The sequence below is a fragment of the Siccirubricoccus soli genome (assembly GCF_024178315.1).
GTDB classification, from domain to species: Bacteria; Pseudomonadota; Alphaproteobacteria; order Acetobacterales; family Acetobacteraceae; genus Siccirubricoccus; species Siccirubricoccus soli.
The window spans coordinates 1-14,721 of the sequence record NZ_JAMZIK010000033.1; the positions used below are offsets into that span (position 1 = coordinate 1).

A 14,721-nucleotide genomic window follows, 5' to 3' on the forward strand; every position below is an offset into this window, starting at 1 on the left:
CGCGGATGCGAAGGCCGAGGCCCCGCCCCGCCCGCGCCTCGCCCCCCGCCTCGCGCCGGAGCCCGAGGCCACGCCGGCGGAGGAGCCCCGCCCCGTGGCCCGGCCGAAGATCGCCGCCCCGCCCCCGCCGGCCAAGCGGGCGGAGGCGACGCGGCAGGAACGCCTCGACCTCGCCGACGAGCCCTGGCGCCTGCCGCCCCTCTCCCTGCTCGCCGAGCCGCCGGCCAAGCGCGTCGGCCGGCCGAGCGAGGAGGCGTTGCAGGCCAACGCAAGGCTGCTGGAGCAGGTGCTGGAGGATTACGGGGTGCGCGGCCGCATCGCCGCCATCAACCCCGGCCCGGTCGTCACGCTCTATGAGCTGGAGCCGGCACCGGGCACCAAATCCGCCCGCGTCATCGGCCTCGCCGACGACATCGCCCGCAACATGCACGTCACCGCCGTGCGCATCGCCACCGTCCCCGGCCGCAACGTCATCGGCATCGAGCTGCCGAACGCCAAGCGGGAGACGGTCTATTTCTCCGAAATGATGGGCTCGGAGGATTGGGCGCGGCATCCGGGCAAGCTGCCGCTGGCGCTGGGGAAGGATATCGGCGGCAATCCGGTCATCGCCGACCTCGCCCGCATGCCGCATCTGCTGATCGCGGGCACCACCGGCTCGGGCAAGTCGGTCGCCATCAACACCATGATCCTGTCGCTCCTCTGGCGCTTCAGCCCGGAGGAGTGCCGCTTCATCATGATCGACCCGAAGATGCTGGAGCTGTCGGTCTATGACCGCATCCCGCATCTGCTGGCGCCGGTGGTGACGGAGCCGCCCAAGGCGATCGGCGCGCTGAAATGGACGGTCAGGGAGATGGAGCGGCGCTACCGCGCCATGTCCCAGCTCGGCGTCCGCAATATCGGCGGCTACAACGACAAGGTGGTGGAGGCGGCGCGGCGCGGCGAGGTGCTGACCCGCAAGGTGCAGACCGGCTTCGACCCGGAGACGGGCAAGCCGGTCTTCGAGGAGCAGCCGCTCGCCCTCGCCCCCCTGCCGATGATCGTCGTCGTCATCGACGAGATGGCCGACCTGATGATCGTCGCCGGCAAGGAGATCGAGGCGGCGGTGCAGCGGCTGGCGCAGATGGCGCGCGCCGCCGGCATCCATGTCATCATGGCGACGCAGCGGCCTTCGGTCGATGTCATCACCGGCACCATCAAGGCGAATTTCCCGACGCGCATCTCCTTCCAGGTGACGTCCAAGATCGACAGCCGCACCATCCTCGGCGAAATGGGCGCCGAGCAGCTCCTCGGCCAGGGCGACATGCTGCACATGGCCGGCGGCGGGCGCGTCTCCCGCGTCCACGGTCCCTTCGTCTCGGATGCCGAGGTGGAGAAGGTGGTGGAGTACCTGCGGGAGCAGGGCGAGCCGGCCTATGTCGAGGAGGTGACGGAGGCGGAGGAGGAGCTGGATGGCGGCGGCGAGGGTCTCTCCCTCTCCGGCATCGCCGGCGCCTCGGATGGCGAGAAGGGGCTGTTCGACCAGGCGGTGGCGCTGGTGACGCGGGAGGGCAAGGCGAGCACCAGCTTCATCCAGCGGCACCTCAACATCGGCTACAACCGCGCCGCCAAGCTCATCGAGCAGATGGAGAAGGAAGGCGTGGTCGGCCCCGCGAACCATGTGGGCAAGCGGGAAGTGCTGGCGCGCCGGACCGAGGAGGATTGAACGCCGTGAAAGCCCGCCTTGCCCCCGTTCTGGCCCTGGCGCTCGGCGCCGGGCCCGTCCTGCCTGCCGCGGCGCAGGACCGCCCGGTCTTCAAGCCGAAGCGCGATGTCAGCGTCACCTACCGCGCCACGGGCGGCCAGGCGGCGGGGCAGGAGCTGCGGATGAGCTGGCTGGTGGCCGAGCAGAAGCTGCGGGTGGACATGCCGGGCGGCATGGGCTGGTCCCTGGTGGACGAGACCGCGCAGAAGATGTTCATGGTGATGGAGGCGCAGCGCATGGTGATGGAGATGCCGCTGCACGGGCCGCAGGGGCAGATCATTCCCACCAGCCCGCCGGCCTCGGCGCGCTTCACCCGCCTCGGCACCGCGACGGTGGCCGGGGTGCGCTGCACCAATTGGCGCTATGAGGATGGCGGCAACCGCGGCGAGGGCTGCATCACCGATGACGGGGTGATGCTGCGCAGCCAAGGCAGCTACCAGGGCCATGCGGGCGGAGTGGAGGCGACTCAGGTGACCTACGCCGCGCAGGACCCGGCGCGGTTCCGCCTGCCCCAGGGCTACCAGGCGATGCAGATGCCGGGGCAGATGCCGGGCGGCATGGGCGCCCCCCCGACCAGCCGCCCGGCGCGGTAGGGCGGCCGCCCGCGCCGCGGGGGGCGCAGCAGGACCGCGGCGCTGCCCCTGGGCAGCAATGCCCCCGCCAGGGATGGGCCATTGCCAGGGCTTCGGGGCGGGCGCCCCCCGGCGGATTCCGCCCGGCCGGGATGCGGGGCGGCACCCCCGCTTTCACTCCCACATCACGTCCCAGGCCATCGCCGCCGCCGCCGCCGTCAGGCCGAAGGCCGCCACCAGCCGCACCCGTGCCGCCCAGCTCGCCGCCAGCCGGCGGGCCCGGGTGCCGGAAAGCAGCGCGGCCAGGATGACGTTGGCCGCGAAGGCGGTCGCCATCGCCGTCACCACCAGCGCCGGCTTCGGCGCCGGGCTGCCCGGGAGCGCCGTCATGCCCAGGAACTGCGCGGCGAAGAAGCTCGCCGTCAGCGGGTTGCCGATGGCCACGCAATAACCAGCCATCAGGCTGCCGAGGCGGGATGGCGGCGGCAGCTCGGCCTGCGGCAGGCGGCGGCCGCGGGCGAGGCGCAGCGCCAGCGCCAGCAACGCGGCGGCGCCTACCAGCCGCAGCGGCGCCAGGCTGTTGGCCTGCCGCGCCAGGGCCTCCGTCGCCACCAGCAGCAGCGTCGCCAGGGTGCCGGCGCCGAGCGCGATGCCGAGGCAGAGCGGCAGCGCGCCGCGCAGGCCCCGCGCCGCGGCCAGGCTGCCCACCGCCAGCATGTTCGGCCCCGGCGTCAGCAGCAGCAGCAGATAACTGGCCAGGAAGCCGATCAGCGGGGCGAGGTCCTGCGCCGGGACCGGACAGCCCTGCCCGTTCATCGGCCGAAGCCCAACAGGGCCAGGCCGGAGGCGAGCAGCAGCAGGTGGACGATGACGAAGAAGCGCCGGTCGGAGAGCCGGCCGAACAGGCCGATGCCGAAGGAGGTGCCGAGCAGGGCCGGCGGCAACACCCCGAAGGCCGACCAGGGCAGGGCCTGGCCGGCCGGGGCGTGCAGCCCCAGCAGCGCCAGCCCGGCGAGTTGCATGACCAGGATATAGGGCTGGAACACCGCCCGCTGCCGCTGCTTGGACCAGCCGCGCAGCCCGCACCAGGGCACCACCGCGGCGCCGGGGAAGGCGGCCAGCCCGCCGGTCAGCCCGCCCAGCGCCCCTGCCAGTAGATCTCCCAGCCAGGCGGCGCGTGGCCCCAGCGCCAGGGGTTGCGGCGGCCGCAGCAGCATCCAGGCGCCGTAGAGCAGCAGCACGGCACCCAGCGCCGCCTGATAGCGGCCGGGCGGCAGGTGCAGCAGCAGGGCCTGGCCGAGCGGCAGCGTCGCCAGCCCGCCGGCCAGGAAGGGCAGCAGGGGCGGCAGGGCGATCTCCCGCCGCAGCAGCCAGAGGCCGAGGAGCTGCCCGCCGATGCTCGCCACCAGCATCAGCCGCACCGCCGTCACCGGCTCCACCCCCGCCACGGTCAGCAGCGGGCCGCTGAGGGCGGAGAAGGCGAAGCCGCCCACCGCCGAGACGGCAGAGGAGAACAGCACCGCCGCCGCCGGCAGCGCGGCCGCGGAGGGCGGCCAGAGGACGGGCAGCGTCGCCAGGAGCAGGGCGAACATCGCCAGCAACGGTGCCCGGCGGCCGGGGCCGAGGAGCGCGCCGGTCATGGCCGCAGCGCCAGGGCGAAGAAGCCGGCAACCTGGGCGGCCGCCAGGGTGGTCAGAGCGGGCCAGGGGCGGGCCGCGACCCGCTCGGCCAGGCCCGGCGCCGGCAGCAGGACGATCTCGCCCGGCATGGAGGGCGGGCGGTCCCAGCCATAGGAGGCCTGGGCATAGTCAAGCCGGCGGACCCGGGCCCCGGCGCCTTCCAGCGCCGCGGCCAGGCGGCGGCAGGCGGCCGCGGGGTTGGCCGGGTCCGCGCCGCCATGCGCCAGCAGCACGGCGCCGGCCAGGGCGGCCGGGTGCGGCAGGCTGGCGCAGCCGGGATAGAGCAGCGCCCGCGCCATGACCGGCGCGGTCAGGGCCGCGGCCGCGCCGGCGCCGAAGCCGAGCACGCCGAGCCGGCCGGCATCGATGCGGCCATCCAGGGCGATGGCGGCCAGCGCGGCATCCCGCGCCGCCTCCCCAGGGGCTTCCGTCAGCAGGTCCAGCACGGCGATGCGGGCGCCGAGGAGCTGGTCGATATAGGCGCTGCTGCGGGCATCCGGGCCGAGGGCGTCATGCAGCACCAGCACGGCCGGTAGGCCCTGGCCGGGCCAGGGGGGCAGGGAGAGCAGCCCGACCAGCCCTTCCGCCGGAAGCAGCATTTCCGAGCTGCCGAGGCCGTCCGGCACGGGCTCCGCCCAGGCCGTGGCGGCCAGGATGGCCGCGCCAAGGCCGAACAACAGGGCGAGCGCACCCGCCGGTCCGCGATTCCTTCCCCCCTGCATCGCGCCCATCCTCCGCCGTTCCGGCCGGGAACCGGTTCTAGGCAGGCAATGCCGGAGAGGATGTGATTGCCGTTACTAGAGTCGCAGTCGTATCAAAAATCATGCTGGGACCGGCCTGGTGCAGGGCGGTGGCACGCTGACCGTGCCAGCGTGCCACCGCCATGATCCTTTGTTTTTCCGCACTTCCGAGCCGCCAAGCGATTCCGCCCGGCTTGGAAATGCTCTGGTGTCCCGATTCTGGCTTCCTGCGGATGTCAGAATCGGGACATTGGCCTTGTTTTCAGTGGCCTGCTCGACCGCGAAGTTCGCCGGGGGGTCCGGCGAACTTCGCGGGCAGGACACTAGGCCCCGGCCAGGGTCAGCCCCTCCACCCGGACGGTCGGGCTGTCCGTGCCGCGGCGGAATTCCAGGTCGTCCGCCGGGGTCAGGTTGAGCAGCATGTCCTTCAAGTTGCCGGCGATGGTGATCTCGCTCACCGGCTCCGCCAGGGCGCCGTCGCGGATCATGAAGCCGGCGGCGCCGCGGCTGTAGTCGCCGGTGACGCCGTTCACGCCGCTGCCGATCAGCTCGGTCACGTAGAGGCCTTCGCGGATATCGGCCATCAGCGCCGCTGGGGTGAGGCTGCCGGCGGCGAGGTAGAGGTTGGTGGTGGAGGGGCTGGGCGGGCCGCCGGTGCCGCGGCTGGCATGGCCGGTGGAGGCGAGGCCGAGCTGGCGGGCGCTGCGCCAGTCCAGCACCCAGGTGGTCAGCACGCCATCCTCCACCAGGGCGCGGCGGATGCCCTGCATGCCCTCGCCGTCAAAGGGGCGGCTGCGCAGGCCGCGGCGGCGCGTCGGATCGTCGATCACTGTCAGCCCCGCGGCCATGACGCGCTGGCCCAGCCGGTCCCTGAGAAAGGAGGTGCCGCGGGCGACCGCCGCGCCGTTGATGGCGCCGGCGAGGTGGCCGAGCAGCGAGGAGGCGACGCGCGGGTCATAGACCACGGGCAGCTTCGCAGTCTTCGGCCGGATCGGGTTCAGCCGGGCCACCGCCTTTTCCCCGGCGCGGCGGCCGATGGTGGCGGCGTCCTCGAGATCCGCCAGGTGGACGGCGCTGGTGTAGTCGTAGTCGCGCTCCATGCCGGTGCCCTGGCCGGCGAGGGCGGTGGCGGAAAGGGAATGGCCGGTGCGCTCATACTCCCCGGCGAAGCCGCGGGAGGTGACGAGGGCGATCCGGGTGCGGCCGTAATGCGCGTCCGCGCCTTCGGAGTTGGTCACGCCGGGGATGGCCATGGCGGCGTCCTCCGCCGCCGCGGTGCGGGCGATGAGCTCCTCGGCGCTGGGCTCGGCGGGGTCGCTGAGGTCGAGGGCGTGCTGGGTCAGGCCATCGGGGGTCTCGGCGAGGCCGGCGAAGGGATCCTCCGGCACCACCTTGGCCATGGCGACGGCGCGCTCGGCCAGGGCGGCGAAGCCGGCGGGCGAGGGGTCGGTGGAGGAGACGATGGCCTGGCGCTGGCCGAGGAAGACCCGGAGGCCAAGGTCGAACCCCTCGGCGCGCTCGAGCTGCTCGATCTTGCCGAGGCGGCGGGAGACGGAGAGGGAGGCGCTGCTGACCAGCAGCGCATCCGCCGCATCCGCCCCCGCCCGGCGGGCGGCGGCGACCAGGGCTTCGAGCGTGTCGAGATGGGACATGTGGCTCTCCGTGCTGCCGGGAGGCGGCGCCGCGCCTCCCAAGGCTTCCTTAGCCCAACCGGCCGCCGATCCAAGCCGCCTCGATCATCCGGCGCCGCACCCGCAACCGCGCCGCCCGTTGTCCCGTCGCGGCTTCGCCGCGACGGGCTGTGCGAAGCCTCTCCGGGAGAGCGAGTCCGGGGTCCCCACGGCGTTGCGCAGCAACGTCGTGGGGAGATCAGGCCGCCAGCCGCTCCGCGATCTGCGGCAGGCCGGGAACCTTGCCGGCCGGGCCGAGGGCGGCCAGGGTCGGCGCGGCGCGGAAGGCGGCGGCGGCGGCCTCCTGCACCTCCGCGATGGTGACGGCGGCGATCTTCGCCTTGGTCTCCTCCACCGGGATGACACGGCCATGCACCTGGATCTGCCGGGCCAGCTGCTCCGTCCGGCTGCCGGTGCTCTCCAGCGACATGAGGAGAGAGGCACGGAACTGCGCCTTGGCGCGGTCCAGCTCCTCCTGCGTCACATCCCGCTGCACCTTGCGCAGCTCCTCCAGCGTCACCGGCACCAGCTCCTCCGCCTCCGTCTCCCCGGTCCCGGCATAGACGGCGAAAAGGCCGCCATCGCGGAAGGGATGGGCGAAGGAATAGATGGAATAGACCAGGCCGCGCTTCTCCCGGATCTCCTGGAAGAGGCGGGAGGACATGCCGCCGCCGAGCAGGGTGGAGAGCAGGAGGGAGGGGTAGTGCAGCCGGTCCTTGTAGCCGGTGGCCGGGAAGCCGAGGACGATATGCACCTGGTCGAGGTCCCGCTCCTCGCGGAACTCGCCGCCGACATAGCGGGCGGGCTCCGGCGGGGCGGGGGCGACGGTGGGCAGGTCGGCGAAATGCGTCTGGACGAGCTCCAGCAGGCGGTCATGGTCCAGCGCGCCGGCGGCGGCCACCACCATGCGCTCCGGGCCATAGTGGTGGCGCATGTACTCCACCAGCGTCTCCCGCTTCATCTCGCGGATGACGTCCTCGGTGCCGAGGGTCGGGCGGCCCATGGGCTGGTCGGGATAGGCGGTCATCTGGAAATGATCGAAGACGATGTCGTCCGGCGTGTCGTTCGCCTGGCCGATCTCCTGCAGGATGACGCCGCGCTCCCGCTCCAGCTCCTCCGGCGCGAAGGTGGAATGGGTGAGGATGTCGCCGATGATGTCGGCGGCGAGCGGCAGATCCTCCTTCAGCACCTTGCAGTAATAGGCGGTGTTCTCCCGCGCCGTGTAGGCGTTGAGATGGCCGCCGACATTCTCGATCTCCCGCGCGATGGCGGCGGCGTCCCGCTTCTCGGTGCCCTTGAAGGCCATGTGCTCGAGGAAGTGGGAGACGCCGTTCTCCGCCGCCGTCTCGTTACGGGTGCCGGTGGCGACATAGGCGCCGAAGGAAACGGTCTCGACCCGCGGCATGACCTCGGAGACCACGGTGAGGCCATTGGGCAGGCGGGTGAGGCGGACGGCGTCGGACATGAAGGGCCTTGTGCGTAAGGGAGGGCGGCGGGGGGCGCCGCGGAATGGTAATATGGGGTCAGGCCGGGCCGTGGCCCAGGGTCTCGATCAGGGCGCGGAGGTCGGCGCCGCGGTCCATGACGGCCGGCAGGTCCAGCGCCGCTGCCGCCGGGATCGGTGCCTCCGGCCCCTGGCCCGGTGTGGCCAGCACCACCCTGCGGGCATCATCGAAACATTCCTCCGCCGCGATCCGGGTGGCCATGCTGGGACGATAGCGGCGCTGCGCCTGGGCAAGGAAATTCACCGCCTCCGCGGTCCAGTGCGGCACCGCCTCGCTGTCCGGCCAGCGGGCGATCTTCAGCGCATGGACCATGGCCTGGGTCAGCAGCGAGGCGACGGCATTGATCTCGGAGAGCCCCAAATCCTCGATCTCCTCGATCACATGCTCCCAGTCGAGGTCGTTCACCCGCTCCCCGGCCACGTGCCGGCGGAGGCGCTCCGCCTGCTGGCGGGACCAAGTGACGATGTCGGTCCGGTACAGGTCATCGGGCATGGCAGGGCAAGCCTAGCACACCCCGCCGCGCCTCAGGCATTCCGCCGCGCATGCGCCCGAACGAAGCCCTCCACCTGGGCCAGGTCGTTGGGCAGGACGCTGAACCGCTCCTCCCGCTCAAAGAGATCGGCCAAGCGGGGCGGCAGGGGCGGGCGGCGGCCGGTGGCCTGTTCCACCGCATCCGGGAATTTCGCCGGATGGGCGGTGGCGGCCACCACCACCGGAATGGCGTGGTCGGCCGGCGCCAGGGCCCGGGCAGCGGCGGTGCCGATGGCGGTGTGCGGGTCCGCGAGGTAGCCCGCGCCCTCCCAGAGGCGGCGGATCTCGGCCAAGGTCCCGGCATCGTCCAGGGTGAAGCCGTGGAACAGGCCGGTCGCCTTGCGCCAGGCGGCGTCCGGCACCGACATGCGGCCCTCGGCCCGGAAGCGTTCCATGGTGGTGCGGGTGGCGACGCCGTCGCGGCCCAGCAACTCGAACAGCAGGCGCTCGAAATTGCTGCTCACCTGGATGTCCATGCTGGGGGAGAGGCTGGGCTCCACGGGGCGCATGGACATGTCGTTCGCCGCCAGGAAGCGGTGGAGGATGTCGTTGCGGTTGCTGCCGATGATCAGCCGCTCCACCGGCAGCCCCATCTGCCGCACCGCCCAGGCCGCCAGCACATTGCCGAAATTGCCGGTCGGCACGCTGAAGGCCACCGGCCGGTCCGGGGCGCCGAGCGCCAGGGCGGCGGCGGCATAATAGGGGATCTGCGCCGCGATCCGCGCCCAGTTGATGGAGTTCACCGCCGAAAGCTGCATCTCCCGGCGGAAGGGCGCGTCGTTGAACATCGCCTTCACCAGATCCTGGCAGTCGTCGAAGCTGCCCTGGATGGCGAGGTTGGCGACGTTCGGCGCCAGCACCGTGGTCATCTGCCGGCGCTGCACCTCGCTGGTGCGGCCCTCCGGGTGCAGGATGACGATGTCGATCGCCGCGCGGTCGCGGCAGGCCTCGATGGCGGCCGAGCCGGTGTCGCCGGAGGTGGCGCCGACGATCGTCACCCGCTCCCCGCGCTTGGCCAGCACATGGTCGAACAGCCGGCCGAGGAGCTGCATCGCCATGTCCTTGAAGGCCAGGGTAGGCCCGTGGAACAGCTCCAGCGCGAAGGACCGGTGGTCGAGCTGGACCAGCGGCGCCACGGCGGGATGGCCGAAGCCGGAATAGGCCGCCTCCGTCATGCCCCTGAGGGTCGCAAGGCTCATCGCCTCCCCGACGAAGGGGTGGATCAGCCGGGCGGCGAGCTCCGCATAGGGCAGGCCGCGCAGGGCGCGCCATTCGGCCGGGGAGAGGGTGGGCCAGGCGGCGGGCAGGAAGAGGCCGCCATCCTCGGCGAGGCCGGCGAGCAGGACATCCTCGAAGCCGCGGGGCGCGGCCTCGCCGCGGGTGCTGAGATAGCGCATGGTGAGGACCCATAGGCCAGATCGGCCGCGGGTGAAATCGGCGACCGGGGAATGGTGGCCCCCGCCCCTTGCCGGCCCTGCTGCCACCTCGGGCAGAGCGCCCTGCCCGCCGCACCCCCGCCGGGAAGGGGGTCGCTTCCTGATGTGGGTTTCAGGCGCGCCGGTTCGGCCCGGGACGGCGACACCGCCACCGGCAACCGCCTCCTCGCCCTGCCTGGCTGCGCACCGCGACGCTTTCGGCCGGTGCCCCCTACCCCGCCACCGGCGCCAGCCGCGGCAGCAGGGCGGCGAATTCCTCCGCTGACGCGGGCCGGCCATAGAGGTAGCCCTGCACCTCCTCGCACCCCTCCCCGGCCAGCATCGCCGCCTGCCGCTCATCCTCCACCCCGCCCGCCTGGGTGCGGATGCCAAGCGCGCGGCTCATCCCCAGCACGGCGCGGATGATGGCCGTCGCGTCCCGGTCCGTGCCCAGGCCGCGGATAAAGGAGCGGTCGATCTTGATGCGGTCGAAGGCGAAGCGGCGCAGCGTGCCGAGGCTGGAATTGCCGGTGCCGAAATCGTCGAGCGCGACGGTGACGCCGAGCGCCCGCAGCCGGGTCAGGGCGGCCAGGGTCGCCTCGGCATCGGACATCAGCAGCGCTTCCGGCACCTCCAGCTCCAGCCGCTCCGGCGCCAGCCCGCTCTCCCGCAGGCTGCGCTCCACCATGGCGATGAAGCCGGCGCGGCGGAACTGGCCCGGGGAGACGTTCACCGCGATGCGCGGCAGCGCCGGCCAGGCGGCGGCGCGCCGGCAGGCCTCGCCCAGCACCCAGGCGCCGATCGGGCCGATCAGCCCGGTCTCCTCCGCCAGCGGCATGAATTGCTCGGGCAGCAGCGGGCCGCGCGCCGGGTGGTCCCAGCGCAGCAGCGCCTCCGCCCCCACCAGGCGGCGATGGGCGAGGTCGAATTGCGGCTGGTAGTGCAGGCTGAACCGGCCCTCCGCCAAAGCGAGGCGGAGATCGGCCTCCAGCGCCTTGCGGGCCTGCAGCCGGGCATTCATCTCCGTCTCGAAGAAGCACCAGGTGCCGCGGCCGGCATCCTTCGCCTGATAGAGCGCCACATCGGCCTCCTGCAGCAGCAGGGCGGGGTCCACCAGCGCCTCCCCGCCCTGGCGCAGCGCGATGCCGATGCTGGTGCCGATGATCGCCTGGTGGCCGTTGAGGTCGAAGGGCTCGGCCAGCGCCTCCACCATGCGCCGTGCCAGCGCCTCCACCTCGGCGGGCGGGATGGCGCCGCATTGCACCACGGCGAATTCGTCGCCGCCGAGCCGGGCGAGGGTGTCCGTCTCCCGGATGCAGGCCTGCAGGCGGGTGGCGACCTGGGTCAGCAGCAGGTCGCCGGCGGCGTGGCCCAGCGTGACGTTCACCTCCTTGAAGCGGTCGCGGTCGATGCAGTGGACCACAAGGGTGGTGCCCTGGCGCCGCGCCTGGGCCAGGGCCTGGTCCAGCCGGTCGCGGAACAGGGCGCGGTTGGGCAGGCCGGTCAGCGCGTCATGCGTCGCCAGATGGGCGACGCGGTCCAGCACGCTGGCCGCCACCGCCTCCGCCTCGTCGCGCCGCGCGGCGCCTTCCAGCCGGGCGCCGAGGCGGCCTTCGGAGAGGTTGCGCACCGCCTCCTCCAGCCGGGTCAGCGGCCCCAGCAGGCGACGGGTGAAGAGCACGCCGAGCAGCACGGCCAGCAGCGCGCCGCCGAGCCCGCTGGCGGCCAGGGCGAAGCGCGCCTGGCGCGCCGTGCCCTCCGCCGCCTCCCGTGCCCGGTCCTCCAGCTCCTCGGCCAGGGTGGCGGTGCTGGCGAGGGCGTCCGCCAGCCGGTCATCCGCCTGGCGCAGCGCCCGCTCCCCGCGGGCGACCGCCGCCGCCGCCTCCAGCGCCACGCGGTGATAGGCGAGCACGCCGTCGGCGCCGTAGAGGGCGCGGTCCATGCCGTCCAGCACCTCGAGCAGCAGCGCCTCCCGCGCCGGGTCGCGCGGCATATAGGCTTCCGCCGCGCCCAGCCGGGCGAGCAGGATCTCGACCGCCGCCGCCGCCCGCGCCCGCAGGGCGAGGAGCTGCCTGGTCTCGGCCGCCATCGCCACCGGGTCGGCCAGGCCGAGCAGCATGTCCGTCTGCGCGTTGATCGCCAGGCGGGCTTCCATCATCGCCCCGATCGCCGGCAGCACCGGGTGGATGGCGCGGGACATGGCCCCCGCCAGCGCCAGCTCCTCCGCCGGGGAGAAGGTCCCGGCCTCCGCCGCGGCGCGCATCCGGCCGAGCAGGGTGGCCATGGCCAGGGCGGTGTCCCCGACATAGGGCTGCACCGCGCTGCGGAGCTCGCCGAGCCGGGCGCGGTACTCCCGCTGCCGCTCCAGCCGCTTCTGCGTGGCGGCCAGGCGCTGGCGATGCGCCGCGACCATCTCCGTCATCAGCCGGATCACCTCGGCGGTCGCCGCCGCCGCGTGGTCCAGCGGCAGGACGACGCCGGCGCGGGCGGCGAGGATGCCGATCCGGCCGAGCCCCGCCTCGCTGCTGCGGCGCAGCGCCTCGAAGGCGGCGAGCTGGGCGTCCAGCTCCTCATCCGTCGTGTCGCTGGCGGCCAGCGCCGCCATCAGCGTGGCCTGCATGCGCTGGGCGGTCAGCCGCAGCTCCGCGCTCTCGCTGCGCAGCGGCGTCGCGATCTCCGCCAGCAGGCCGAGCCGGTCCTGGCCGCGCTGGACATAGATGCTGGCCGCGCCGCCGGTGAGGAGGACGAGCAGCGCCATGGCGAGGAAGGCGAGGATCAGCCGCGCGCGCAGCCCGAGCGGGCGGCCGCGCAGCGGGTGAGCGGCGAATTCCATCCGGGCCGGGAGCACCGGCCTTGAGCTGGGCGACGGGCGATGCACCGATGCCGAGTTCCTTCCTTCCCGGCGGTCAGCCTAGGCGGGAGCGGTTAAGAACTCGCCACGACGGCGCCCGGCCGGAGAGCGGCCATGTCGGCGTGCCGTCATGGGCCTGCCACAGGCGGAGAGGGCGCGGCGGCGCGGGATGCGGCCGCCACTCCCCAGGTTCCGGCCGCGTTATCCGGCCGCCTGCTCTAGCACGGGGCTTGCATCGCCGGCGGCATTCCGCGCCTCCGGAGTCAGACAGCCTGATGCGATCCGTACGAAGCCTAGCCGCCGCCCTCACCCTCTTCCTGGCGGCCGTGCCGCCCCTCGCCTCCCCCGCCTTCGCGCAGCAGAAGGTGTTGCGCATCGCCATGACGGCGGCCGATGTGCCGACCACCACCGGGATGCCGAACAACGGCTTCGAGGGCATGCGCTTCCTCGGCTACCCGGTCTTCGAAGGGCTGGTGGGCTGGGACCATTCCGACCCGCAGCGCCTCTCCGACATCAGGCCCGGCCTGACCGAGCGCTGGGAGCAGGATGCGGCGGACCCGAAGACATGGCGCTTCCACCTGCGCCGCGGCATCACCTTCCATGACGGCACGGAATTCAACGCCGATGCGGTGATCTGGAACCTCGACCGCTACTTCAGGAATGACAGCCCGCAATTCGACGCCGCCGGCAGCGCCATCGTCCGCGGCCGCATCCCGGTGCTCGGCAGCTACCGCAAGCTGGACGAGTTCACGGTGGAGATGGAGACGATCCGCCCCGTCTCCTACTGGCCCTACCTGACCGCCTATATCCTCATCACCTCGCCGCAGAGTTTCGAGCAGGCGGGGCGCGACTGGGGGAAGGTGGCGGGCCTGCCCGCCGCCGGCACCGGCCCCTTCCGCATCACCCGCTTCGTCCCCCGCCAGCAGGTGGAGCTCAACCGCAACGACCAGTACTGGGACGCCGCCAACAAGGCCAAGCTGGACCGCGTGGTGCTGATCCCGATGCCGGAGGCGACGACGCGCCTCGCCGCGCTGCGCGCCGGCCAGGTGGACTGGATCGAGGTGCCGCCACCGGATGCCATCGCCTCCCTGAAAAGCGGCGGCTTCCAGGTGGTGACCGGCAGCTATCCGCATATCTGGCCGTGGGTCTTCGCCGCCGGCCAGCAGGGCGGGCCGGTGGCCGACCAGCGCGTGCGCCAGGCGCTGAATTACTGCTTCGACCGCGACGAAATGGTGGCGCTGCTGAACGGCACGGCAGAGCCCTCCATCGGCTTCCTCAAGCCCTCCGACCCCAATTTCGGCAGCCCGCAGAACCGCTACCGGCTGGATGCGGCGCGCGGCCGCGCCCTGCTGGCGGAGGCGGGCTACACAGCGCAGCGGCCGCTCTCCCTCAAGGTCGGCATCTCCACCAGCGGCTCCGGCCAGATGCTGCCGCTGCCGATGAACGAGTTCCTGCAGCAGCAGCTCCAGCAGCATTGCGGCGTGCGGGTGAATTTCGAGGTGGTAGAGTGGAACACGCTGCTCGGCGGGCTGCGCGCCACGCCTGGCCAGCCGGCCTGGCTGGGGGCGGATGCGCTGAACATCAGCCTGCATTCCTCCGATCCCTCCGCCATGGGGCGCTGGTTCTACGGGCCGAATGCGACGCCGGCCGGCTCCAACGCCGGACATTGGCGGGATGTGGAATTCGACGCCGCCTTCGCGGCGCTGGAGACCGAGACCGATCCGGCGCGGATCGCCGCGCTGACCCGCCGCGCGCATGAGCGGCTGGTGGACAACCCGCCCTGGCTCTGGATCGTGCACGATCTGAACCCGCGGGCGATGACGCGCCGGGTGGCGGGCTTCGCCAGCCCGCAGAGCTGGTTCATCGACCTGACGAAAGTGGACATGCGGTAGGCTTCGTCCATATGCAGGGGGCCGGAGCGTGATCGGCTGAGGTTGCACCGAAGCCGCGAATCACACGACCGAACAACGACGAGCGCGGGGTGGGCGCGCGACCCCATCCCGCGCGAGGAGATGCC

At 72.8% G+C, this 14,721-nt stretch carries 11 protein-coding genes; 3 read left to right on the plus strand and 8 right to left on the minus strand.

All coding sequences use genetic code 11. The features are described 5' to 3' along the window. Positions 1-1,702: DNA translocase FtsK (locus tag NJ376_RS06155; RefSeq protein ID WP_252952359.1), on the plus strand; the 1,702-nt coding region annotated here is incomplete at its 5' end. A 5-nt stretch (positions 1,703-1,707) separates the two neighbouring features. Further along, a complete protein-coding gene (locus tag NJ376_RS06160; protein WP_252952360.1) occupies positions 1,708-2,334 on the plus strand; it encodes a DUF4412 domain-containing protein in 627 nt (208 codons plus the stop codon). A gap of 153 nt (positions 2,335-2,487) precedes the next feature. Here the strand turns inward: NJ376_RS06160 and NJ376_RS06165 are convergent, their stop codons facing one another. The 8 genes from NJ376_RS06165 to NJ376_RS06200 all read right to left on the minus strand — a co-directional run bounded on the left by NJ376_RS06165 (position 2,488) and on the right by NJ376_RS06200 (position 12,686). Beyond that, on the minus strand, positions 2,488-3,129 hold the full coding sequence (locus tag NJ376_RS06165; protein ID WP_252952361.1) for a LysE family transporter: 642 nt from the start codon (positions 3,127-3,129) through the stop codon (positions 2,488-2,490). Then, positions 3,126-3,953, minus strand: a complete 828-nt coding sequence (locus NJ376_RS06170) for a sulfite exporter TauE/SafE family protein (RefSeq protein WP_252952362.1) — start codon at positions 3,951-3,953, stop codon at positions 3,126-3,128. The genes NJ376_RS06165 and NJ376_RS06170 overlap by 4 nt, the downstream gene beginning before the upstream one ends. After that, a complete protein-coding gene (locus tag NJ376_RS06175; RefSeq protein WP_252952363.1) occupies positions 3,950-4,714 on the minus strand; it encodes a hypothetical protein in 765 nt (254 codons plus the stop codon). The genes NJ376_RS06170 and NJ376_RS06175 overlap by 4 nt, the downstream gene beginning before the upstream one ends. A gap of 341 nt (positions 4,715-5,055) precedes the next feature. Next, positions 5,056-6,384, minus strand: a complete 1,329-nt coding sequence (locus NJ376_RS06180) for a TldD/PmbA family protein (RefSeq protein ID WP_252952364.1) — start codon at positions 6,382-6,384, stop codon at positions 5,056-5,058. A 217-nt stretch (positions 6,385-6,601) separates the two neighbouring features. Then, positions 6,602-7,867: a M16 family metallopeptidase gene (locus NJ376_RS06185; protein WP_252952365.1), complete on the minus strand. Its 1,266-nt coding sequence runs from the start codon at positions 7,865-7,867 to the stop codon at positions 6,602-6,604. A gap of 58 nt (positions 7,868-7,925) precedes the next feature. Continuing rightward, positions 7,926-8,399, minus strand: coding sequence for a DUF29 domain-containing protein (locus NJ376_RS06190; protein WP_252952366.1), 474 nt, complete (start codon positions 8,397-8,399; stop codon positions 7,926-7,928). 32 nt (positions 8,400-8,431) lie between these two features. Then, on the minus strand, positions 8,432-9,835 hold the full coding sequence (thrC, locus tag NJ376_RS06195) for a threonine synthase (RefSeq protein ID WP_252952367.1): 1,404 nt from the start codon (positions 9,833-9,835) through the stop codon (positions 8,432-8,434). A gap of 250 nt (positions 9,836-10,085) precedes the next feature. After that, complete coding sequence (locus tag NJ376_RS06200; protein ID WP_252952369.1) at positions 10,086-12,686, minus strand: EAL domain-containing protein; 2,601 nt, start codon at positions 12,684-12,686, stop codon at positions 10,086-10,088. Positions 12,687-12,979: 293 nt separating this feature from the next. On the opposite strand from NJ376_RS06200, the gene NJ376_RS06205 reads away from it, so the two are divergent. Next, positions 12,980-14,596: an ABC transporter substrate-binding protein gene (locus NJ376_RS06205; protein WP_252952370.1), complete on the plus strand. Its 1,617-nt coding sequence runs from the start codon at positions 12,980-12,982 to the stop codon at positions 14,594-14,596. Positions 14,597-14,721 lie beyond the last annotated feature (125 nt).

Coding starts and splice junctions, on each gene's coding strand:
- NJ376_RS06165 (WP_252952361.1), bottom strand. CDS start 3,129: ATGAACGGGCAGGGCTGTCCGGTCCCGGCGCAGGACCTCGCCCCGCTG.
- NJ376_RS06170 (WP_252952362.1), bottom strand. CDS start 3,953: ATGACCGGCGCGCTCCTCGGCCCCGGCCGCCGGGCACCGTTGCTGGCG.
- NJ376_RS06175 (WP_252952363.1), bottom strand. CDS start 4,714: ATGCAGGGGGGAAGGAATCGCGGACCGGCGGGTGCGCTCGCCCTGTTG.
- NJ376_RS06180 (WP_252952364.1), bottom strand. CDS start 6,384: ATGTCCCATCTCGACACGCTCGAAGCCCTGGTCGCCGCCGCCCGCCGG.
- NJ376_RS06185 (WP_252952365.1), bottom strand. CDS start 7,867: ATGTCCGACGCCGTCCGCCTCACCCGCCTGCCCAATGGCCTCACCGTG.
- NJ376_RS06190 (WP_252952366.1), bottom strand. CDS start 8,399: ATGCCCGATGACCTGTACCGGACCGACATCGTCACTTGGTCCCGCCAG.
- thrC (WP_252952367.1), bottom strand. CDS start 9,835: ATGCGCTATCTCAGCACCCGCGGCGAGGCCGCGCCCCGCGGCTTCGAG.
- NJ376_RS06200 (WP_252952369.1), bottom strand. CDS start 12,686: ATGGAATTCGCCGCTCACCCGCTGCGCGGCCGCCCGCTCGGGCTGCGC.
- NJ376_RS06205 (WP_252952370.1), top strand. CDS start 12,980: ATGCGATCCGTACGAAGCCTAGCCGCCGCCCTCACCCTCTTCCTGGCG.